This window comes from Pseudonocardia autotrophica (assembly GCF_003945385.1).
GTDB lineage: Bacteria > Actinomycetota > Actinomycetes > Mycobacteriales > Pseudonocardiaceae > Pseudonocardia > Pseudonocardia autotrophica.
In genome coordinates, this window is sequence record NZ_AP018920.1 from 6,522,453 (window position 1) to 6,542,851 (window position 20,399).

16 protein-coding genes are annotated in these 20,399 nt (G+C 74.9%); 11 read left to right on the plus strand and 5 right to left on the minus strand.

The window, feature by feature from the left end:
* Positions 1-22: 22 nt before the first annotated feature.
* From Pdca_RS37245 to mftA, 4 genes are read right to left on the minus strand one after another with little or no spacing between them, the layout of a single operon-like run.
* Positions 23-4,342 (minus strand): mycofactocin system FadH/OYE family oxidoreductase 1, encoded by a 4,320-nt coding sequence (locus tag Pdca_RS37245; RefSeq protein ID WP_269462872.1) that lies wholly within the window; start codon positions 4,340-4,342, stop codon positions 23-25.
* The gene (mftC, locus tag Pdca_RS30355; RefSeq protein WP_125911620.1) at positions 4,270-5,505 is read right to left on the minus strand and encodes a mycofactocin radical SAM maturase; all 1,236 of its coding nucleotides are present in this window, start codon (positions 5,503-5,505) and stop codon (positions 4,270-4,272) included. The genes Pdca_RS37245 and mftC overlap by 73 nt, the downstream gene beginning before the upstream one ends.
* Before the next feature lie 40 nt (positions 5,506-5,545).
* Positions 5,546-5,857, minus strand: a complete 312-nt coding sequence (gene mftB / locus Pdca_RS30360) for a mycofactocin biosynthesis chaperone MftB (RefSeq protein ID WP_085910557.1) — start codon at positions 5,855-5,857, stop codon at positions 5,546-5,548.
* Positions 5,847-5,933, minus strand: coding sequence for a mycofactocin precursor MftA (gene mftA / locus Pdca_RS30365; protein ID WP_085910556.1), 87 nt, complete (start codon positions 5,931-5,933; stop codon positions 5,847-5,849). The genes mftB and mftA overlap by 11 nt, the downstream gene beginning before the upstream one ends.
* A 157-nt stretch (positions 5,934-6,090) precedes the next feature.
* On the opposite strand from mftA, the gene Pdca_RS30370 reads away from it, so the two are divergent.
* From Pdca_RS30370 to Pdca_RS30410, 10 genes are all read left to right on the plus strand, one after another.
* The gene (locus Pdca_RS30370) at positions 6,091-6,456 is read left to right on the plus strand and encodes a DUF952 domain-containing protein (protein ID WP_085910555.1); all 366 of its coding nucleotides are present in this window, start codon (positions 6,091-6,093) and stop codon (positions 6,454-6,456) included.
* A gap of 163 nt (positions 6,457-6,619) precedes the next feature.
* Positions 6,620-7,891 carry an NDMA-dependent methanol dehydrogenase gene (mdo, locus tag Pdca_RS30375; protein ID WP_085910554.1) on the plus strand — a complete coding sequence of 424 codons (1,272 nt, stop codon included), beginning with the start codon at positions 6,620-6,622 and terminating at the stop codon, positions 7,889-7,891.
* A 76-nt stretch (positions 7,892-7,967) separates the two neighbouring features.
* A complete protein-coding gene (locus Pdca_RS30380; RefSeq protein WP_085910553.1) occupies positions 7,968-9,035 on the plus strand; it encodes a MadB family AAA-type ATPase in 1,068 nt (355 codons plus the stop codon).
* Positions 9,032-10,627: a MadC family VWA domain-containing protein gene (gene madC, locus Pdca_RS30385; protein WP_232021284.1), complete on the plus strand. Its 1,596-nt coding sequence runs from the start codon at positions 9,032-9,034 to the stop codon at positions 10,625-10,627. The genes Pdca_RS30380 and madC overlap by 4 nt, the downstream gene beginning before the upstream one ends.
* 47 nt (positions 10,628-10,674) lie before the next feature.
* Positions 10,675-12,417 carry an ABC transporter substrate-binding protein gene (locus Pdca_RS30390; protein WP_085910552.1) on the plus strand — a complete coding sequence of 581 codons (1,743 nt, stop codon included), beginning with the start codon at positions 10,675-10,677 and terminating at the stop codon, positions 12,415-12,417.
* Positions 12,418-12,504: 87 nt separating this feature from the next.
* On the plus strand, positions 12,505-12,660 hold the full coding sequence (locus Pdca_RS37250) for a hypothetical protein (protein ID WP_232021285.1): 156 nt from the start codon (positions 12,505-12,507) through the stop codon (positions 12,658-12,660).
* Positions 12,657-13,634: an ABC transporter permease gene (locus tag Pdca_RS30395; protein ID WP_232021286.1), complete on the plus strand. Its 978-nt coding sequence runs from the start codon at positions 12,657-12,659 to the stop codon at positions 13,632-13,634. Before Pdca_RS37250 ends, Pdca_RS30395 begins: the two co-directional genes overlap by 4 nt.
* Positions 13,631-14,419: an ABC transporter permease subunit gene (locus tag Pdca_RS30400; RefSeq protein ID WP_085910550.1), complete on the plus strand. Its 789-nt coding sequence runs from the start codon at positions 13,631-13,633 to the stop codon at positions 14,417-14,419. The genes Pdca_RS30395 and Pdca_RS30400 overlap by 4 nt, the downstream gene beginning before the upstream one ends.
* 98 nt (positions 14,420-14,517) lie before the next feature.
* Positions 14,518-16,032 (plus strand): ABC transporter ATP-binding protein, encoded by a 1,515-nt coding sequence (locus tag Pdca_RS30405; RefSeq protein ID WP_085910549.1) that lies wholly within the window; start codon positions 14,518-14,520, stop codon positions 16,030-16,032.
* 940 nt (positions 16,033-16,972) lie between these two features.
* Complete coding sequence (locus Pdca_RS30410; RefSeq protein WP_307724024.1) at positions 16,973-18,490, plus strand: ABC transporter substrate-binding protein; 1,518 nt, start codon at positions 16,973-16,975, stop codon at positions 18,488-18,490.
* 109 nt (positions 18,491-18,599) lie between these two features.
* Here the strand turns inward: Pdca_RS30410 and Pdca_RS30415 are convergent, their stop codons facing one another.
* On the minus strand, positions 18,600-19,346 hold the full coding sequence (locus Pdca_RS30415) for a class I SAM-dependent methyltransferase (protein WP_197719852.1): 747 nt from the start codon (positions 19,344-19,346) through the stop codon (positions 18,600-18,602).
* 240 nt (positions 19,347-19,586) lie between these two features.
* Here Pdca_RS30415 and Pdca_RS30420 point away from each other — a divergent pair, with 240 nt between their 5' ends.
* Positions 19,587-20,372 carry a class I SAM-dependent methyltransferase gene (locus tag Pdca_RS30420; protein WP_085910547.1) on the plus strand — a complete coding sequence of 262 codons (786 nt, stop codon included), beginning with the start codon at positions 19,587-19,589 and terminating at the stop codon, positions 20,370-20,372.
* Positions 20,373-20,399: the final 27 nt, after the last annotated feature.

A 20,399-nucleotide genomic window follows, 5' to 3' on the forward strand; every position in this document is an offset into this window, starting at 1 on the left:
ACGCTAAGAGGTGGAGTTGACTTCAGGTCAAGACTGCGGCGCCCTCGCGGATCGCCGCGTCGGCACGACGCGGCGTCAGCGCGTCGCCGATCCGGTGCACCGTCGGGCCATCCTCTCCCGCCGGTATCCACAGCTGTGCACAGGGCCCTGGGGACAACGACGAGGTGGACGGAGCAGTGGCGGCAGTGGCGGCAGTGGCGGCAGTGGCGGCAGTGGCGGCGATGACGGCGGAGACCTCGCGTCGCTCGATCCGGCCGGTCGGGTGGTGCAGCAGCTCCACCGCTCTGCTCTGCTCACCGGTACGCAGCACCCCGAGCACCGCCCGGTCGGTGCTGCAGCGGATGCCGGCCGCGTGCGCACGGCGCCGGAACCCCTCACGGTCCAGGGTCAGCCCGAGATCCTGGCCGACCACCAGCGCCGGGGTGACGATCTCGGTCTCGTGCCCGCGGGCGGCCAGCAGCTCCGCGACCGAGGTGGCCTGGTGGAACCCGAGCTCGTCGACGACGAGCACCGGGCCGTCCGGGATCGGGGCACCGGCCAGGACGTCGTCGACCGGGATGCTCAGCCGGTCCGGGTCCCAGTGCGGCGGCACCGGACGGGCCCCGGTGGCCAGCACCAGCGCGTCCGGTCGGTGCTCGTCGACGAACGCACGGTCCACCACCGTCCCGAACCGGACGTGCGCGCCGGCCTCGTGCACCGCCCGCAGCAGGTCCTCGGTGACGTGGGCGAGCTCGGCCCGGCCCGGCGCGGCGGCCGCGAGCGCGAGCCGGCCGCCGGTGCGGGCGGCGCGCTCGACCAGCGTGACGTCGTGGCCGCGACCGGCCAGCGCGGCCGCGGCGGAGAGCCCGGCCGGTCCGGCACCGGCGACCAGGACACGCAGCGGGCGGGCCCCCGCCGGGCGGGTCGGCCGGTCCGGCGCGGCGGGACCGGCGAGCCACTCCCGGCCGGCCGCCGGAGCGACCGTGCAGCCCAGCGGCAGGTTCAGCCCGACCCGGCCGATGCAGTCCTGGTTGCAGCCGACGCACCGGCGCACCGGGCGGCCGTCGAGCGCCTTCGCGGCGAACTCCGGATCGGCGATCTGCCCGCGGGCCACGCCGACCAGGTCGCACTCGCCGCGGTCCAGCGCGGCGGCGGCCTGGGCCGGGGTGGTGAAGCGTCCGACGCCGATCACCGGGACGTCCGAGCCGGTCTCCCGCACGGCGCTGCGCAGCCGGGCGGCGAGATGCCCGGCGTAGCCGGACGGCACGTGCATCGACGGCTCGATCAGGTGCAGCGTCGAGGTCGCGACACCGATCGAGGTGTTGAGGTGGTCGATCGCGCCGGTCGCGGCGAGCCGGCGGGCGAGCCCGGCGCCGTCGTCCGGGGTGATCCCGCCCGGGATCCGCTCGTCGGCGCCGATCCGCAGGCCCAGCACCGGATCGGGACCGATCGCCGCACGGACCGCGGCGACGACGTCGAGCACGATCTTCGCGCGGTCCCGGCCCCAGGCGTCGGTGCGCCGGTTGGTGGCCGGGGACAGGAACAGCCGGAGCAGCGACGCGTGCGAGCACTGCAGCTCGACGCCGTCGAACCCGCCGTCGACGCAGCGGGCGGCGACGTCGGCGAACGCGGCGACGATCTCCGCGATCCCGGCCGCGTCCAGCTCCGCAGGGACCTCCCGGAACATCGGGTCCGGCAGCGCGGAGGGCCCGACGACCGGCTCCCGGGAGTACATCCCGGAGCCCTGCGCACCGTTGTGGTTGAGCTGGGCGAGCACGACGGCGCCGTGGGCGTGCACCGCGTCGGTGAGCGCCCGGTACGCGGGCAGCACCGCCGGATCGTGTCCGCGGATCAGCCGCTCGTAGGGCCGGTCGCCGGGATGCACGGCGTGCTCCTCGGTGATCACCAGTCCGGCGCCGCCCGCGGCCCGTGCCGCGTAGTAGGCGGTGTGCCGGGGTGTGGGCAGGCCGTCCTCGGCGAAACCGGTGAGATGGGCGGTGAAGACGATCCGGTTCCGCAGCTCGTGGCGGCCCAGGCGGAGCGGGTCGCCGAGGCGCGCAGGCGAGGCCCGGTCCGGTGGGCGGGCGGCGCGCCGCGGTCCGCTCCCGGACACCGGTGCCGAGCGGTTGCCGGGGTACGCGACCGGCCCCGGCACGGCGGCGTACCCCGCACCGGCCTGCACCGTGCCGAGTGACGTGCCGAGGGTGCACTCTCCGGCGGGTGCCGCGGCGCGACCCGGCGCAGGGGGCACCAGCGCGATCCGGCGCCGCTCGCCGTCGGCCGAGCCGACTCCGCGGCGCCCGCCGAGCGCCATGGCGGCGCGGCGGCCCTCCCGGACCGCCTCGGCGAGCGTGCGCGGCGCCACCCGGTCGCCCGCACTCCAGCGATCGGGACCGTCCGGGATCGTCCGGTCCGGCAGCCGCGCCGCGCAGTCCACGACGACCGCGCACTCCACCGTGGTGCGCGCACCGGTGTGCACGTCGACCAGTTCGGCCCGACCGTCGCGGACCCGGCGCACCGCGCTGAACAGCGCCCGCACGACGCCGGCCCGCTCCAGCCGGGCGTTCGCGGGTGCCATGTCCCCACAGCGGCCGAGCTGGTGCCCGGCGACCGCGTCCGGCGTGGCGAGGGTGACCCGGTATCCGGCGGCGACCAGCAGCTCCGCCGCACCCGGGCCGCTCCAGTCACCGATCGGGTCGCGGACCAGCACCGGGGCACCGTCCGGGATCCCGGCCGCCGCGAGCACCGCGACCCCACCACGGTCCGGGTGCACGAGCTCGGCGACCGGGAGCACCGGCACGTCCGCCTCGATCCCGGACGGCGCCGGGCCCGAGCCGGTCGCGAGCAGGACCGCCTCGCCGCGGGCCTCGGCGGCCGCGAGCGCCGTGGCGTCGAGCTCGGAGCCGAGCTCGATCAGCACCCCGAGCCGCCGGATCTCCCGTTCCCACCACGCCACCGGGAGGGCCATCCGGTCCCGCCCGGGCAGCGCGGCCGCGGCGTGCAGCATCCCGCCGAGCCGGGACGAGCGTTCGTGCAGTGCCACCGGATGACCGAGCAGCGCGAGCGTCCGGGCCGCCTCGAGCCCGGCCGGGCCGCCACCGACGACCAGTACCGGCACCCGCTCCGGCCGGTCACCGGTACGGGCGGGGGCGGCACCCGGGGCGGGGCCCCCGGCCACGGAGGGCTCGGTGCGTTCGTGCCCCGAACGCGGCTCCAGCTCGTCCCCGACGACGGGATTGCGTGGGTCCCGGGCAGCGGCGAGTGCGTTGCTCAGCAGGCACGGCCGCACCCGCTCGGGCGTCCCCGCGCGGACCAGCGCGACCAGTGCCGGATCCGCGATCTGCGCTCTCGTCATCTCGACGATATCCGCGTCTCCGCAGGCCAGCGCCTCTTCCGCGATCCCGGGTGCGGCGACGCTCCCGGCGAGCACGACGAGCGCCGCCCCGCGCACCGCGCGGCGCACCGCCCCGCACCGCTCCCGCAGGAACGCCTCCGGGGTGTGCAGGTCCGGCCGGGTCGCCGCCACCGAGAGCCCGCTGCCGACGACGGGGACCAGCAGGTCGACGTCATCGGCGACCGCCCGGGCCAGTGCCATGCCGTCGTCCGGCGTGATCCCGGCCCAGGGCGCGAGCTCGTCGACGCACAACCGCAGCGACAGCAGCGGCTCCGGGCCGATCTCCGCGCGGACGGCGGCGAGCACCTGCCGGAGCAGCAACGACCGGTCGCGGCCGTAGGCGTCGGCGCGGTGATTGGTCAGCCCGGAGCAGAACTGGCGCAGCACCGAGTGCTGTCCGGCGGAGATCTCCACACCGTCCACACCGTTGTCCACAGCCGAACGAGCGGCCGTGGTGAAGCCGAGCACGAGCTCGCCGATCTGCGCGGCGTCCATCGCGACCGGGACCTCGCGGGAGACGACGTCGGGCACCGCGGACGGCCCCCACAACGGATGCCCGGAGTGCGCGGTCGAGCCCTGGCCGCCGGCGTGCGCGAGCCCGGCGAGCACCAGTGTGCCGTGCGCCCGGCAGGCCTCGGCGACCGCGGCCCAGCCGCGTGCGGTGGGACCGGACGCCGCGGGCGCGTAGGCGTACGGATGGTCCGACGGGTGCACCGATGCCGGCTCGACCACCACCAGCCCGGCCCCACCGGCGGCCCGCTCGGCGTAGTAGGCGACGTGATCATCGGAGATGCCGCGGGCGCCGCTCCCGAGGTTGGTCTCGTGCGGACCGAACAGCACGCGCGACGGGGCCCGCCGACCGCGCAGGTCGACGGGCCCCGTCAGCAGCTGCGTGCTCAGCTCCCCGCGACCGGCTGCGCCGCGGGCGCGGCGTCCGGCGCGAACCCGGCGAGCGGGTTCTCGTCGCAGGCCCGGTCCGGCCGGCGCGGCGGCGGGGCGAGCGAGAGCATCGTGGGCTGCTTCGGTGCGCGGGAGTTCCGTGGCGCCGACCGCGAGTGGTCCACGTCGGACTTCGGGATCACCGTCCCGGAGTCGCGGGCGGCCAGCATCTGCTCGCCGTAGCCCTGCACGCACTCCGGGTCCGGGCCGTCCAGCGGCAGGCCGGTGAAGAACTTGGCCGCCATGCAGCCACCCTGGCACGAGTCGTAGTGCTGGCAGGAGGCGCAGGCGCCACCGGTCTGCGGCTGGCGCAGCTCGGTGAACAGCTCCGAGTGCTCCCAGACCTCCTTGAAGCCGCCCTCGTCGCGGACGTTGCCCGCCAGGAAGTTCTCGTGGATCGCGAACGGGCAGGCGTAGACGTCGCCGACCGGGTCGATCAGGCAGACCACCCGGCCCGCGCCGCACAGGTTCAGCCCGGGCAGCGCCTCGCCGAAGGCCGACAGGTGGAAGAACGAGTCGCCGGTCAGCACCTGGTCGCCGTTCGCCACCAGCCAGTCGTAGAGCTGCTTCTGCTGGGCCTGGGTCGGGTGCAGCTCGTCCCACACGTCGGCGCCGCGGCCGGACGGGCGCATCCGGGTGATCCGCAGCTGGGCGCCGTACTTGTCGGCGATGGCCTTGAACTCGTCGAGCTGGTCGACGTTCTCCCGGGTCATCACGACCGAGATCTTCGGCGCCTGGAAGCCGGCCTCGGCCAGGTTCTCCAGCGCGGTGATCGCCATGTCGAACGATCCCGGGCCGCGGACGTAGTCGTTGACCTCGGCCGTCGCGCCGTCCATCGAGATCTGGATGTCGACGTAGTCGGTCGCGGCGAGCTGCGCGGCGCGCGCCTTGTCCAGCTTCACGCCGTTGGTGGAGAACTTGACCCCGACGTCGTGCGCGATCGCGTAGTCGAGCAGCTCCCAGAAGTCCGGGCGCACGGTCGGCTCGCCGCCGCCGATGTTGATGTAGAAGACCTGCATCCGCTGCAGCTCGTCGATCACCGCCTTGGCCTCGGCGGTGGTCAGCTCACGCGGGTCGCGCCGGCCCGAGCTCGAGAGGCAGTGCACGCACGCGAGGTTGCACGCGTAGGTGAGCTCCCAGGTCAGGCAGATGGGCGAGTTCAGGCCGTACTGGAAGTGGTCGACCAGCTTCACGGGCACCTCACTGTGTGGTGGTCGGCGGTGGCGGGAGGGTCTAGCGGGAGACGATCGTGCCGGAGCGCAGCAGCCCGGCCAGGGCTTTCAGGTAGGCCTCGTGCTGGGTCTCCGGGACACCGGCGGCCTCGATCGCGGACTGCGCGTCGGGCTGGTCCCCGAGGCCCTTGACGACCTCGACCAGCTCCGGGGTCTTGAGGAAGGACAGCTTGCGGGTCGTGAAGTCGTACACCAGGGCACCGAACGGCTCGGGGCGCAGCGACACGCTCTCGCTGACCCGGTACGGCGCCGCGGGGTCGAAGGACCCCGCGGCACCGTCCGGCACCGTGGCGTCGAGCGGCTTAGTAGACACCGCACATGCCGTCGATGGAGACCTCCTCGACGAGGGTCTCCTCGACCAGGGTGTCCTCGTTCTGGTGCTCACTCATGGGCTACCTCCGCAGAAAACCGCTCTCGACGAGAGAGGTGTCCGACCGCCCCGCCGGCCGGCGTGGGCAGCAGCTCGGACGTTATTGGCACCCGGTGCCGGAAAGCAAGAACCTGCGGGGACGCCCGTCCGTTCGGACGGGAGGGCATGCTGGCCGCATGACGGTGGACGAGACGCTGCTGCACCTGTGCACCCCCGCCGAGCGGGCCGCCTACGAGCTCGCCGGACGGATCGCGCCACCCTCGCTGGACGAGGTGGGTTTCGTCCATCTGTCCACCCCGGACCAGGTCGCCCTTCCCGCGCAGCGTCTGTTCGCCGGGCGGACCGACCTGTCCCTGCTCGTCGTCGATCCGGCGGTGCTCACCGACGCCGGCGTCGAGGTCCGGTGGGAGCCCGGCGTGCCCGGCGACCCGGAGTCGATGCGCTTCCCGCACGCGTACGGCGCCGTGCCCGCGGAGGCGATCCGCGCGGTGCTGCCGTACCCGCCCGGCCCGGACGGGTTCACCGCACCGCAGCTGCCCTGAGCCCCTGACCTGGCCGGCGCCACGGCGTCCCGTCCGGTCGGACGGGGTACCTGACCGGACCGACGGACAGGGGGTCAGGTACCCGTCCGTAGCTGTTGCCAGCGATCTGCAACAGCAACTGTTGTGCTCGTCCGAACGCCAACGAGGCCGTCGAGGAGAGCCAATGGCCATCGAGCTCAACCAGATCTGGGACTTCCCGATCAAGGAGTTCCACCCGTTCCCACGGGCGCTTCTGGGGGTCGGCGCACACGACATCCTGGGCGTCGAGGCGAAGAACCTGGGCATGACGCGGGTCCTGTTCGTCACCTCCGGCCTGCGCGGCTCCGGCATCATCGAGGAGCTCAAGGGGAAGGTCGAGTACCAGGGCGTCGACGTCGTCGTCTACGACCAGGTGGAGTCCAACCCCAAGGACTACAACTGCATGGACGCCGCCGCGCTCTACACCAGCGAGCGCTGCGACGGCATCATCTCGATCGGCGGCGGTTCGTCGCACGACGCCGCGAAGGGCGCCCGCGTCGTCATCGCCCACGACGGCCGCAACATCAACGAGTTCGAGGGCTTCTCGAAGTCCACGAACATGGAGAACCCGCCGCACATCGCGGTCTCCACCACCGCGGGAACCGGGTCCGAGACGTCCTGGGCCTATGTCATCACCAACACCTCGGACATGGACAACCCGCAGAAGTGGGTCGGGTTCGACGACGCCGTCGTCACCACCCTCGCGCTGGACGACCCGCTGCTCTACTACAGCTGCCCGCAGCACTTCACCGCCTACTGCGGGTTCGACGTGCTCGCGCACGGCTCCGAGCCGTTCGTGTCCCGGCTGGACTTCGAGCCGTCCCTGGGCAACGCGCTCTACTCGATCGAGCTGGTCGGGCAGTACCTGCGCGAGGCCACCTACGAGCCGCGCAACCTCGAGGCCCGCGCCAAGATGATGCACGCGCAGTACATCGCGGCGCAGGCGTTCAACTCGGGCGGTCTGGGCCTGGTGCACTCGACGTCGCACGCGGTGTCGGCGTTCTTCGACACCCACCACGGGCTGAACAACGCGATCGCGCTGCCCCGGGTGTGGGAGTACAACCTGCCCTCGCGGTACAAGCGCTACGCCAAGATCGCGACCGCGCTCGGCGTCGACACCACGAACATGACGACCGTGCAGGCCGCGGACGCCGCCGTGGAGGAGGCGATCCGGTTGTCGAAGGACGTCGGCATCCCGGACAACTTCGGTGTGCTGCAGTCCGACAGCTATGACAAGAACCGGATGAACACCGGGAAGTACGCCGGTCGCGGGAACAGCATCCCCACCGACGAGAAGACGATCCACCGAATCGCCGAGCACATGATGGGCGACTACTGCACCCCCGGTAACCCCCGCGAGTGCACGGTCGAATCGCTGGTCCCGCTCGTCGAGCACGCCTTCACCAAGTCCTACTAGGTCCTACTGGCGAAACCCGCCGCCGCGCCCGGACAGCCCCGGGCGCGGCGGCCCCTGCACGCGCACGAGGAGAACGGTGTCCCCCACTACCGCGTTCGACAGCCCCGAGGCGCTGACCGAGGCCCTGGCAGCCGAGAACTACGTCATCGATCCCGAGTTCGCCGTCGTGGTCCACCTGGCGACCGCGCTGGAGCGGCCGCTGCTGCTGGAGGGACCGGCCGGTGTCGGCAAGACCGAGCTGGCCTCCTCGCTCGCCGCGGCGAGCGGCAGACGGCTGGTCCGGCTGCAGTGCTACGAGGGTCTCGACGACGGCCGTGCCCTCTACGAGTGGGACTACGGCAAGCAGCTGATGCACGTCCAGATGCTGCGCGACCGGATCGGCGAGCTGCTGTCCGGGACGACGACGATGGCCGAGGCGTCCGCCCGGCTGCAGACCGAGGACACCGGTCTCTACACCGAGCACTTCCTGTCCACCCGGCCGCTGCTGGAAGCGGTGCTCTCCCCGGACCCGGTGGTGCTGCTGGTCGACGAGGTGGACCGCACCGAGGAGTCGATGGAGGCGCTGCTGCTGGAGGTGCTCGCCGAGCAGCAGGTCACGGTCCCCGAGATCGGTACCTTCACCGCCCGCTCGATCCCGTGGGTGGTGCTCACCTCGAACGACACCCGCGAGCTGTCGCCCGCGCTCAAACGCCGCTGCCTGCACTTCGCGGTGGGCTTCCCGACCCCCGAGCGGGAGACCGAGATCGTGTCCCGGCGCGCACCGCAGGTGGCTCCCGAGGTCGTCACCGACGTGGTGGAGCTCGCGCACCTGCTGCGCGGCTTCCCGCTGCGCAAGTCGCCGTCGATCTCGGAGGTCATCGACGCCGCCCGGGCCGCCGCGGTGCTCGGCCTCCGGTCGGCGGGCGAGCTGGAGAAGGTGCGGCCAGCGTTGCTGTCCGCGCTGCTCAAGTACGGCTCGGACCGGGAGCTCGCGGTCCGCAGGCTGGACGACGACGAGCCCGGCCCCGGCATCGTGCCCACCGCCGGCAGCGACCGGCCGGACACCGCGGCGAGCACCACGGCCGGGGCCTTCGGCGCCGGGCGGGCCGCCTCCACCGGGTCCCGCGCGGCCGCCGACCGGAACCGCCGGGGCGGCCGGCGGTGACGGCACCGGACCGCCCCGGACCCGGCACCTCCGGACCCGGCGCCTCCGCTCCCGGGCTTCCGCGGCCGGGCGGCTTCGCACCGGCCCGCGACACCGGGCCGTGGGTGCTCTCGGTGCTCTCGGCGGCGTTCACCCGGGTGCTGCGGACGCAGCGGGTCGCTGTATCGCCCGCCGAGGCGATCGAGGTCAGGCGGGTACTCGCGATGCTCGGCGCGTCCGACCTGGACCGGTTGCGCACCGGGCTGCGCGCGGTCACCGTCGCCTACGCACACGAGCGCCCCGGTTTCGAGCGCGCCTTCGACGCGTTCTTCGGGCAGCTGCCCGGCACCGGCGGGGACGGCGGAGACGGTCCCGGCCCGCGCGGGCCCGCCGCCGAGGGGCTGCCGACCGACCTGGAACTCGCCGACGGCGACGATCCACTCGGCCGCTACGCCGATCACGACCCGGACAGCGCCGACGTCGGCGACCTGCTCGACGCACCGGAGCAGGAGAAGGGCTTCAACCCGCATCGTGACGACGACGACTTCTCGCTCGGCGGGTCCGACCGGGACCTGTCGGTGTCCTCGGCCGACGACCGTGGCCGGCGCGGGACGACGCACACCGTGGACCTGGAGCGGGCCGGGGCAGCTGTCGGCAAGGAGCTGACGTCGGGATCGACGGCTCAGGCGTCGGGGCGGATCGACCTCGACGACCCGGAGGCGATCCTGGCGTGGCTCGCCGGGTACGACCCGCACTCCGTCTACGCCGACGGCCCGGCGGGCGAGCTGCTCTCGGCGACCCAGCTGGGCAGGCTCGTCGACGCGATCACCGAGTTCGTCGCCCAGCTCGCCGAACGGACCGGGACCGGCGCCGGGGCCCCAGCCCCGCCGGACACCGACCGTTCCCCCGAACCCGCCGACATGCAGCGGGCCTGCCACGAACTGCTGCACCGGATGCGCGGTGCGCCGCGCCGGGTGCCGCGCGAGCACGCGCGCGGGCCGCTGGACGTCCGGCACACGGTCCGGCGCAGCATGCGCACCGACGGGGTGCCGTTCCACCTGCTGGTCCGCCGGAAGGTGCCGGACCGGGTGCGGCTGCTCGTCGTCGCCGACGTGTCGCTGTCGGTCCGGTCGATCACCGCGTTCGTGCTGCGCCTGGCCCGCACGCTGCACCGGCAGGCGTTCCGCTGCCGGGTGCTGGCCTTCGTCGACACCCCGGTCGACGTCACCGGGCTGCTGCTGCCCGCGACCGACGACCGGGCGCTCGCCGCGGTGCTCGCCGCACCCGGCCTGGACATCGACGCCACCAGCGACTACGGCCGGGTGCTGAGCGGGATCAACGAGGAGTTCGCCGACGCGGTGAACGCCCGGACCGCGGTGCTGTTCGTCGGCGACGCGCGGTCGAACGGGCTGCCGCCGGGCGCCGAGGAGCTGCGCAGGCTGGCCCGCCGGGCGTACCGGGTCGGCTGGATCACCCCGGAGCCGCGCCGCTACTGGAATCAGGCGTCGTGCGCGATGGGCGAGTACGCGGAGATCGTCGATCACGTCCTGGTCGCCCGGGACGCCGACGAGCTGCTGGCCGGAGCCGGGGAACTCGGTCACGCGCTGTCCTGACCGGCCCCCTGCTGCGGTACCGGACGGGGCAGGGGCACCCTGGTGCGGTGCCCCTGAGCCGTCGTTCGTTCCTGCGCGTCACCGGCGCCGCGGCCGCACTGGCCGGGATCCCCGCACTCGCCGCCTGCGGTGGGACCGCGGACGCCGCTGCGCCGCCGCTCACCGTGGTGTTCGCCGGAGCCGGCCCGCTCCCGCCGCCGGACCCGCACCAGGTGTGGCGGCCGGTGGACCGGGCCCGCGCGGCCGCCGTCGCGGACACGCTGATGGTCTGGTCGCCGGAGATGCGGGCGGTGCCGCACCTCGCCGAGTCGGTGGAGCCGGACCCGACGGGCACCCGATGGCGGATCCGGCTGCGGGCCGCCGTCGCGCACGACGGGCGGCCGATCACCGCGGCCGACGCGCTGGCCTCGTTGCGGCGGATCGCCGACCCGGACACCGGGGCGAGCGCCGCGCCGCTGCTGCGCGGTGTCGACCTCACCGCCAGCCGGGCGGTCTCGCCGACCGAGCTGGAGATCGTCCTGGGCGCGCCGGACTTCCTGTTCCCGCTGGTACTGGGGGCGCCCGGGACCGGGATCGTGCGCGACGGCGACGGCGCTGCCCCGATCGGCACCGGCGCGTTCCGGCCGCACCCGGTGGGCCCGGAGGTGCTGCTGCGGCACGACGCGCATTGGCTGGGCGCCGCGGCGTCGCCGGAGGTGCGGTTCCTGGTCGACGACGACGAGGAGCACCGCTACCAGTCGCTCCTCGACCGCCGGGTCGACTACGCGCACGATCTCTTCCCGCACAGCGTGCGCCGGATCATGGGACGGACCGGGACCCGGATCCTGTCCGCGCCCGGCTCGGCGACCCGGTTCCTGGAGGTCGGCAGCGGCCGCGCGGACCGGCTCGGCCGGGCCGACCTGGGCGGCGGCGACCCCGGGCCGGACGGTGGCGGGGCGCCCGGGGAGCTGTTCGACGATCCGCGGCTGCGCGAGGCGGTGCGGCTGGGCATCGACCGGGAGGCCCTGGTCCGCCGGGTGCTGCTGGATCTCGGTGCTCCCGGCGACGACCTGTTCGGGCCGGGACTGGAGTACCACCCGGCGGACGTCCCGCCGGTCGTCCGCGACGTCGGCCGGGCCTCCGAGCTGGTTGCCGCGGCGGGTGCCGCCGGGGTCACCGTCCCGCTGCTGTTCGATCCGTTCGATCCGCTGTCCCGGCCCGCGGCGGCCGTGATCGGCGAGCAGCTGGAGGAGATCGGGCTGTTCGCCGAGCTGCGCGAGCCGGACCCGACCGGTGCCGAGCCGACCCCGGGGATCGCGTTCCGCCGGGTGCCGGCGCAGCCGATCCCGCTGCAGCTGCGGGTCGCGGCGGACGGCAGTTCCCCGGTCCCGGGGCCGACCACCGGCGGGGACGGCGGCCGGGGTGTCGGCAGCGGTGTCGACAGGGGGATCGACAGGGCCACCGGGCCGGGCGGGTACCTCGGGCCGGACGGCAGCGTCGGACCGGAGGGGGACATCGGCCCCGACGGCGGCGTCGGCCCGGACGGTGAGCCGATCGGCCCGCCACCGGCGGAACGGCCGTTCGCCCCCCGCGAGGACGTCGCCCGGCTGTTGGCGGAGGCCACCGCCACCCCGGACGAGGCAGCCCGCTCCGACGCGTTGCGCCGCGCCCATGTGCTGTTGCGCGACGCGGCGACGGTCTGGGCGGACTGCGACGAGCACGTCGGGATCTCGGCCGATCTGGACGGGGTGGAGGCCGCCCGGCCGGACACCGCACGCTGGGCCCGGTTCGACCGCGCCCGGCTGGGGTGAGGGCCCCTGCACGACGGCCACTCTTGAAAGGCCACCGTCGGCTGTGATCATGTTCAGCTGTTCATCCGATGGCAGTGGGGGTCCTGCGTGCTGCGCGCGTTCCGCGAGCTGACGGCGCCGGGCAGGCTGCCGGGGGTCGATCGGTTCGGCCCCGAGCTCAGCCGGCCGTCCACCGCCGGGGACGGGGACACAGAACCGGGCGGCCGCCTCCTGGCCCGGTTCGACCGGGTCGCGACCGGGTGAGTGCACCGGCCGTGGCCCCGGCGGGCCGGAGCGCCCCGGCGTGGCGCCGGGCCGTCCGGCGGATCGGGGTCGCCGGCGTTGCGCTCGGTGTCGCGTCGGTGCTGGTCTTCGCGCTCACCGCGCTGTTGCCCGGCGAGACCGCCGAGATCGTGCTCGGTCCGGACGCCACCGACGAGCAGGTGCAGCGGCTGCGGGCCGAGCTGGGAACCGACCGGCCTGCCGTCGAGCGGTTCGCCGGCTGGGCCGCCGGGCTGGTGCGCGGCGATCTCGGGAACTCGCTGGTAACCGGCCGGCCGGTGCTCGAGGAGCTCACCCACCGGCTGGGTGCGACCGTGCTGCTGGGCGGGACGGCGCTGCTGGTGACCGTGCCGCTCGCGGTCGGCATCGGGGTACTCGCCGGGCGCCGGCCCGGCCGGCCGGTGGACCGGGTGTCCACCGGCGTCGTCGCCGCGTTGCAGGCCGCGCCGGAGTTCGCGCTCGGCCTGCTGCTGGTCGGGCTGTTCTCGCTGCAGCTCGGCTGGCTGCCCGCCACCGCGGGCGGCGGATCGCTGCTCACCCCGGCGGTGCTGGTGCTCCCGGTCGCGGTGCTGGTCGTCTCCCAGCTGGGACGGCTGTCCCGGCAGGTGCGACTCGGCGTCGTCCAGGCGGACCGGTCGCCGCACGTCACGCACCTGCGCAGGCTCGGCCTGACCGAACGCGTCGTGCTGACCCGGCACGTGCTGCCCGGCGGGATCGCGCCGGCGCTGCAGCAGCTCGCCCGGGTCAGCGACGGGATGCTCAGCGGCGTCGTCGTGGTGGAGGCGTTGTTCGCGCTGCCCGGCGTCGGGGCCGGGTTCGTCCGGGCCGTCCAACTGCGGGACGTGCCGCTCGTGCAGGGCTACGCGCTGTTGTTCGCGGCGACGACGATCGTGGTCAACCTGATGGTGGACCTGGTGTCCGCGCGGCTGACCCCGGTGCGGGAGGAGAACCCGTGACCGCGCTCGCCCTGCTCCTGGTAGGGGTCCCGCTGGTGCTCGCGCTGGCCGGGCCGCTGCTCGCGCCGCTGCTGGTGTCCGACGCGGAGCCGTCGCCGCTACTGCCACCGGGGCCCGTGCACCTGCTCGGCACCGACGCGCTCGGCCGCGACGTGCTGCAGCTCGCCCTGACCGGCGGCACCACCGTGGTGCTGCTGACCGCGGGCGCACTGGCACTGACCTACCTCGCCGGGGTGCCGCTCGGGCTCGCGCTGGCCGCGACCTCGCGCCGCGGGCTCGCCGCGCTGTCCCAGCGCGCCCTGGACATGCTGCTGATCCTGCCGTCGCTGTTGCTGCTGATGGTGCTGGCCGGGACCGGGCGCCGCGGGATCGGCTGGCTGCTCGCCGCGGCCGCGGTGGTGCAGCTCCCGGCGGTGGTCCGGCTGGTGCGCGGCGCGGCGGCCGCCCCGGCCCGGCGGGTGGCGCTGGAGACGATGATGCTGTCCGGCGAACCGTGGTGGCGGATCCATCTGCTGGAGACCGGCCGGTTCGTCTCCGGCGCCGTGCTGGTCGACGCCGGCACCCGCGCCGTGCTCGTGCTGACCCTGCTGGCGAGCGCGAACTTCCTCGGCATCGGGCTGCCGCCGGACGTCGTCGACTGGGCGGTGGTAATCGAGCAGAACACCGCGTCGCTGTTCCTCGCGCCGGCCGCGCTGCTCGTCCCGGCCGGGCTGCTGATCTCCCTCGCCGCCGGGACGAACCTGCTGGTGGACCGGGTGGCCGACCGGACGGGTGCCGTGACATGACGGGGGCTGCGACATGACGAGGGCTGCGACATGACAGGAACCGCGACATGACAGAGCCTGCGGCATGACAGGAGCCGTGGCATGACAGGAGCCGTGGCATGAACCGGCCCGGCCCGGCCGTCGTGCTCGAGGTCCGCGGGCTCACCGCCACGGCGGGCGCGGCGGCCCTGCTCGACGATGTCGGTCTCACCGTCGAGGCGGGCCGGGTACTGGCCGTCCTCGGCCCGTCCGGGGCCGGGAAGTCCACCCTCGGGCTGGCGCTGCTCGGCGAGTCGGACACCGGCGTCACGCTCGGCGGCTCGGTCCGCACCAGCGGCACCGAGCTGCTCGGGCTCGGTCCGGCGGCGCTGCGGCGGGCCCGGGCCGGGCGGGTCGGGCACCTGCCGCAGCACCCGGGCGTCGTGCTCGATCCGGTCCGCCGGACCGGGCCGGTGCTCGACGAGCTGGCCGCGATCGTGCACGGCAGCGGCCGGGCCCGGCGGGCGGCCCGCACCGCCGCCGTCGAGGACGCCCTGGAGCGGGCCGGTCTGGGCGCCGAGCCACGGCTGGCGCTCCGGTTCCCGCATCAACTCTCCGGTGGGCAGCAGCAGCGGATGGCGCTGGCCCAGACCCTGGTGACCGCGCCCGACGTCGTCGTGCTCGACGAGCCGACCACCGGGCTGGACCCGGTCACCACCGACGCGGTGGTCGGGCGGCTCGCCGCCCTGGCCGCGGGCGGGACGGCACTGGTGCTGCTCACCCATGATCTGGACACCGCCCGCCGGCTGGCCGACGAGGTACTGCTGCTCGACGGCGGCCGGGTCGTCCGGCGGGGTGACCCGGCCACCGTGCTCGGGCCGCCGGCACCACGGCCGGCCCGGCCCGCTCCGCGCACGGCGGGCGCGCCGCTGCTCGTGGTGACCGGGCTGGGCGTCCGGGCGGCGGACGGCACCCCGCTGCTGTCCGGAGTGGATCTCACCCTGGAGCGGGGTGAGTGCCTCGCCGTCACCGGGCCGTCCGGTGCGGGGAAGACGACGCTCGGCCGGGCCCTCGCCGGACTTGCGCCGCACTCGGGGGACGTCGTCGTCGACGGCGGCAGGTACGGCAGCGGCAGCGGCAGCGGTGGCAGCGACAGCGGCGGTGGCAGCAGCAGCGGCGGTGGCGGCCGCGGCCCTCGCGCGGTGCAGTACGTGCACCAGGACTGCCGGTCGGCGTTCCTCGACCACCGGCCGGTGCTCGACCAGGTGGCCCGGCCCGCGGTGCTGCTGCGCGGGCTGCCGGTGGCCGACGCCCGGTCCGATGCCCGCGCCCTGCTGGAACGGTTGGGCCTGTCCGCGGAGACCGTCGCCCGGCGACCGGGCGAGCTGTCCGGCGGCCAGTTGCAGCGGGCGTCGGTCGCCAGGGCACTCCTCGCCCGCCCGGCGGTACTGATAGCCGACGAGGCGACGTCGGCGCTGGACGGCGCACACCGCAGGCTGCTGCTCGACGAGCTGGCCCGGGCCCGCCGCGACGACGGCCTGGCCGTGCTGCTGATCAGCCACGATCCGGCCACGGTCGCCGTGGCCGACCGGGTGCTGGCGCTGGCCGACGGCCGGATCGCCGGGGACGCGGCGGAGCCGGCGGGCGCCCGCTGAGAGCCGATCGCGGCGGCCGGCGAACCGCTCGGAACCCACACGTCCGCGTTCCGCGGAACGCGGACGGCAGTGCCGGGGCCGCCCACCTCGGGTCCCGGGAACACCGCCCTCGGCACGGCGGGACCTCTCCCGCTGCGTTCCGCGGAACGCACTCAGCGGCACCCCGCCACCCATCTCCACTCCGGAAACACGCCCCGGCACGGCCGGACCCTTCCCGGGCGCGTTCCGCGGAACGCACTCCACCATCACCCGGGGCCCCTCGTCCCCGTTCCGCGGAACGCGCCCGGCAGTGCCGGAATCGTCCACCCCCGCTCCCCGGAACACACCCCACGGCAGGCCAGGACCCCTCCCGTCGCGTTCCGCGGAACGCGCCCGGCAGCGCCGGAGCCGTCCACCTCGCCCCCCGGGGAACACACCGCGACGGCACGGCCAGAACCCTCCGCTCGCGTTCCGCGGAACGCGCCCGGCAGTGCCGGAACCGTCCACCCCGGTCCCGCGGAACGCGCTCCGCAGCACCCGGGACAGCACGGACCGCGTTCCGCGGAACGCTCGGCGAGCACGATCCGGCCCGGACCGTGCACCTGCCGACCGCGGTGAACGCCGTGAATGCGGTGAACGCGGGTTCGGTCGCCGCGACCGTGCCGGAGCACGGCCCGGCACAGCGATCCCGACAGCAGCCGGACCGCGCCGCTGCAGGTGTCGCGGTCACCCCACCCGCCCGCTCGCCGCAACGGCGCGACGGCATCCCGGGTACTCGCGGAACAGCGACGACAGCGCTCCCGAAGCGGCGACAACAGCGCTCCCGGAGCGGCGACAACAGCGCTCCCGGAGCGGCGACGACGGTGCTCCCGGGCGTCCGCCGCGGCCCGGCGATTCGACCTTCGTCGGGTGCGGCACACATCTGACTGGATGTTCAGGTGAGCGGGTTAAGGTCCGGTTCGTGATTCCAGACATCAGCCGGCGCGGGTTCATCGTGGGCGGCCTCGGGATGGCCGCACTGACCCTCGCCGGCTGCGGCGGCTCCCCCGGATCCGGGACGGACCGGCTGCGGGTCGCCTTCGCGTCCGGTGGTTCCCAGGAGTCGCTGGATCCGCACGTGCTTCCGCTCTATGTCGACCAGGCCCGCGCGAAGGCGTGCTTCGACACCCTCGTCGGCTGGTCCCAGGACATGACCCCGCAGCCCCGGCTCGCGGAGTCCTGGGAGAGCGACCCCACGGGCAGCCGCTGGCGGATCGTGCTGCGCGACGCGCGCTTCCACGACGGCAGGCCGCTGACCGCCGACGACGTCCTGCACTCGCTGCGGCGGATCGTCGATCCGGACACCACCGCGATCGCCGCCGCCCTGTTCCGCGACCTGGACCTCACCGCGTCCCGCGCGACCTCGGCCACCGAGCTGGAGCTCGTCCTGAACCGGCCGAACTTCCTGTTCCCTCTGGCCTGGGGTGCGCCGGGCACCGAGATCGTGCAGCAGGGCGCGACCGGCTTCGACTCCCCGGTGGGCACCGGGCCGTTCCGGTTCGGCTCGTTCAGCCCCGGCGGCCCCGCGCTCTACACCGCGTTCGACGACCACTGGGACGGCCGGCCCGCGATCGGCGAGCTGGAGTTCCTGCCGGTCGACGACGAGGAGGCCCGGATCGGCGCGCTGCTGTCCGGCCAGGTCCACTACGCGCACGATCTCACCCCGGCCGGGGCCGCCCGGCTGGACGGTGACAGCCGCGCGAGCGCGCTGTCCGCACCGGCTGCGGCCAACCAGTTCCTGGTGATGCGGGTGGACCGTCCGCCGTTCGACGACGCCCGGCTGCGCGAGGCGGTCCGGTACGGCATCGACCGCGACGAGCTGGTCCGGGTCGCGCTGCTCGGCCGGGGCCGGCCCGGCAACGACATGTTCGGCCAGGGCCTGCAGTACTACCCGGACGTCGAGCAGGTCGTGCACGACCCGGACCGGGCCCGCGCGCTGATCACCGAGGCCGGCGCGCAGGGCCAGGCGATCGAGCTGCAGACCAGCGGCGCCGATCCGAACTTCGACGCCGCCACCACGATCGTCGCCCGGCAGCTCACGGCGATCGGGCTGCGGGTGAGCGCCCGCACGCTGCCCTCGGAGAACTACTTCAGGACCATCCGGGAGCAGGGCGTGTTCTCCCAGAACAGCACCGGATCGCTGCCGATCCCGGACTACATCGGCCGCCGGATGCTGACCAGCACCCCGACCTACGACTTCACCGGCTACCGCAGCCCGGAGATCGACCGGCTCTACTACGACGCCATCGGGACCGACGACGAGGCGGCCCGGGCCACCGGGTTCGGCCGGATCATGCAGCTGCTCCGCGCCGACTCCGGCGGCCTGGTGTGGGCGGTGCGGGACTGGAACGTCGGCGTCGCCGCGGAGGTGTCCGGATTGGAGCCGGCCCGGCCCAACACCTTCGCCTGGGCCAACTTCGCCGGCGCCCGGCTCGGCTGAGGGCCCGGCCCGGCCCGGCCTGGCCCCGCTCGGCTCGGCTCGGCCCGGCGCCGCACGGCTCGGCCCGGCCCCGCTCGGCCCGGCCCGGCGCCGCTCGACACCGCCCGGCTCAGCGCAGCGCGACCAGCATCCGCCGGTCGAAGGTCTGGGTGAGCGTCGAGACCTCGGCGAACCCGGCCCGGCGCAGCGCGTCCTCCCAGGCCGGGAGCGAGGACCCGCCGGCGACGTGACCGGCGAACCGGCGCTCCCGCTCGGCGAACTCGGCGGCCAGCGCCGGCTCGGCCGACAGCGCGTCCCACCAGGTGCGGAAGTCCTCGCCGGTGGCGAGCCCGCGGGCCGTCCGCTCCTCGCGCAGTCGCCGGGTCAGTGCCGCGAGCCTGGGTGCAGCCGGGTCGGCGAGGAGCGTGTCGACGTTCACGAACACCCCGCCGGGACGCAGCAGACCGGCCAGCCGGTCCGCGAGCGCCGGCAGCGCGGACTCCTGCAGCCAGTGCAACGCCGTCGCCGAGACGATCGCGTCGAACGGGCCACCGAGCGGGTCGGACCAGTCCGGGGCGGCGAGATCGGCGTCCACCCAGCGCACCCGGTCACCGGTGGTGCGCCGGGCGAGCTCGAGCATCACGGGATCGACGTCCACGCCGACGATCTCGGCATCGGGGAACCGGGCCGCCGCCCGGGACGCCAGCGAACCGGGACCGCAGCCCAGGTCGAGCAGCCGTCCCGGAGCGGCTTCGAGGCCGGCGACGGCGTCCAGCGCCAGCCCGAACAGCTCCTCGCGATCGGGGACGTAGCGCTCCTGCTGGGCGTCCCAGCGGCGCAGCCAGCCCTCGGCATCGAGATCGGCGGTAACCGGCAACTCGGTCCTCCTTCGGATGTGCCCGGCCGATCGGCCGGAACGGTGGAACAGGTGGGGCAGCGCGCCGGTCACGGCCGGACCGGTTCGGCCGGACGAGTACAGCACCGGCACCGCCGAACGGCACGGGCCGGCCTCCCCGCAGCGGCGCGAGCCCGTCGCCGGGACACGCTCCCGGTCGACGCGGGACCCGGACGTCACACATCCTTCCTTGTCGAACATGGATATCGATACTGTTAGACGGTGACCGTTCCCGATGGATACACGACCGCGATGCGCAGCCTCTGGAGCGGCGCGGACTATCGGCCCCTCTCCAGCCTGCTCGCCCCGGCCGCCCGCGACCTGGTCGACGCCGTCGCGCCCGGAGGCACGGAGCAGGTGCTCGACGTCGCCGCGGGCACCGGCAGCGCCGCCCTGGAGCTCCGGGAACGGGGCGCCGCGGTGCTCGCGACCGATCTCGCACCCCGGATGGTCGAGCTCGGCCGGGAGCGGACCGCGGGGACCGGCATCGTCTGGCTGGAGGGCGACGCCGAGGACCTGCCACTGCCCGACGGCGTCGCCGACGTCGTCGTGTCGAGCTTCGGGATGATCTTCGCTCCCCGGCCGGAGGTCGTGCTGGCCGAACTGCGGCGGGTGCTCGTGCCCGGCGGGCGACTGGGGTTCACGGCGTGGACGCCGGACGGGTTCATGGGGCGGATGAGCACCGTCATGCGGACACACACCGGCACCCCGCCGGGGGTCGCGGACCCGCTGGACTGGGGGCGCCCGGAAGCCGTGGAGCAGCGGCTGTCCGGGTTCACCGGGATCCGGATCGCCGAACGCGGCCTCCCGTGGCACTTCGACTCGCCGGCGGCGATGACCACCTTCCTGCGCAGGCACTCCCCCGCGCACGCCGCCGCGGCGGCCGGGCCGGTCGGGCGCGCGACGGCGATGTTCGACGACATCGAGGCACTCGCCGGTGCACCGGACAGGCCGGTGCGGCTCGACGCGGGATATCTCGTCGTCGACGCGACCCTGCCGTCCCGCTGACGGTGCGCAACCCGACCACCCCGACGG

What these genes read in the sequence shown, in the direction of transcription:
- Pdca_RS30370 (WP_085910555.1), top strand. Translation starts at nt 6,091, where the DNA reads ATGACGGTGGACGAGACGCTGCTGCACCTGTGCACCCCCGCCGAGCGG.
- mdo (WP_085910554.1), top strand. Translation starts at nt 6,620, where the DNA reads ATGGCCATCGAGCTCAACCAGATCTGGGACTTCCCGATCAAGGAGTTC.
- Pdca_RS30405 (WP_085910549.1), top strand. Translation starts at nt 14,518, where the DNA reads ATGAACCGGCCCGGCCCGGCCGTCGTGCTCGAGGTCCGCGGGCTCACC.
- mftA (WP_085910556.1), bottom strand. Translation starts at nt 5,933, where the DNA reads ATGAGTGAGCACCAGAACGAGGACACCCTGGTCGAGGAGACCCTCGTC.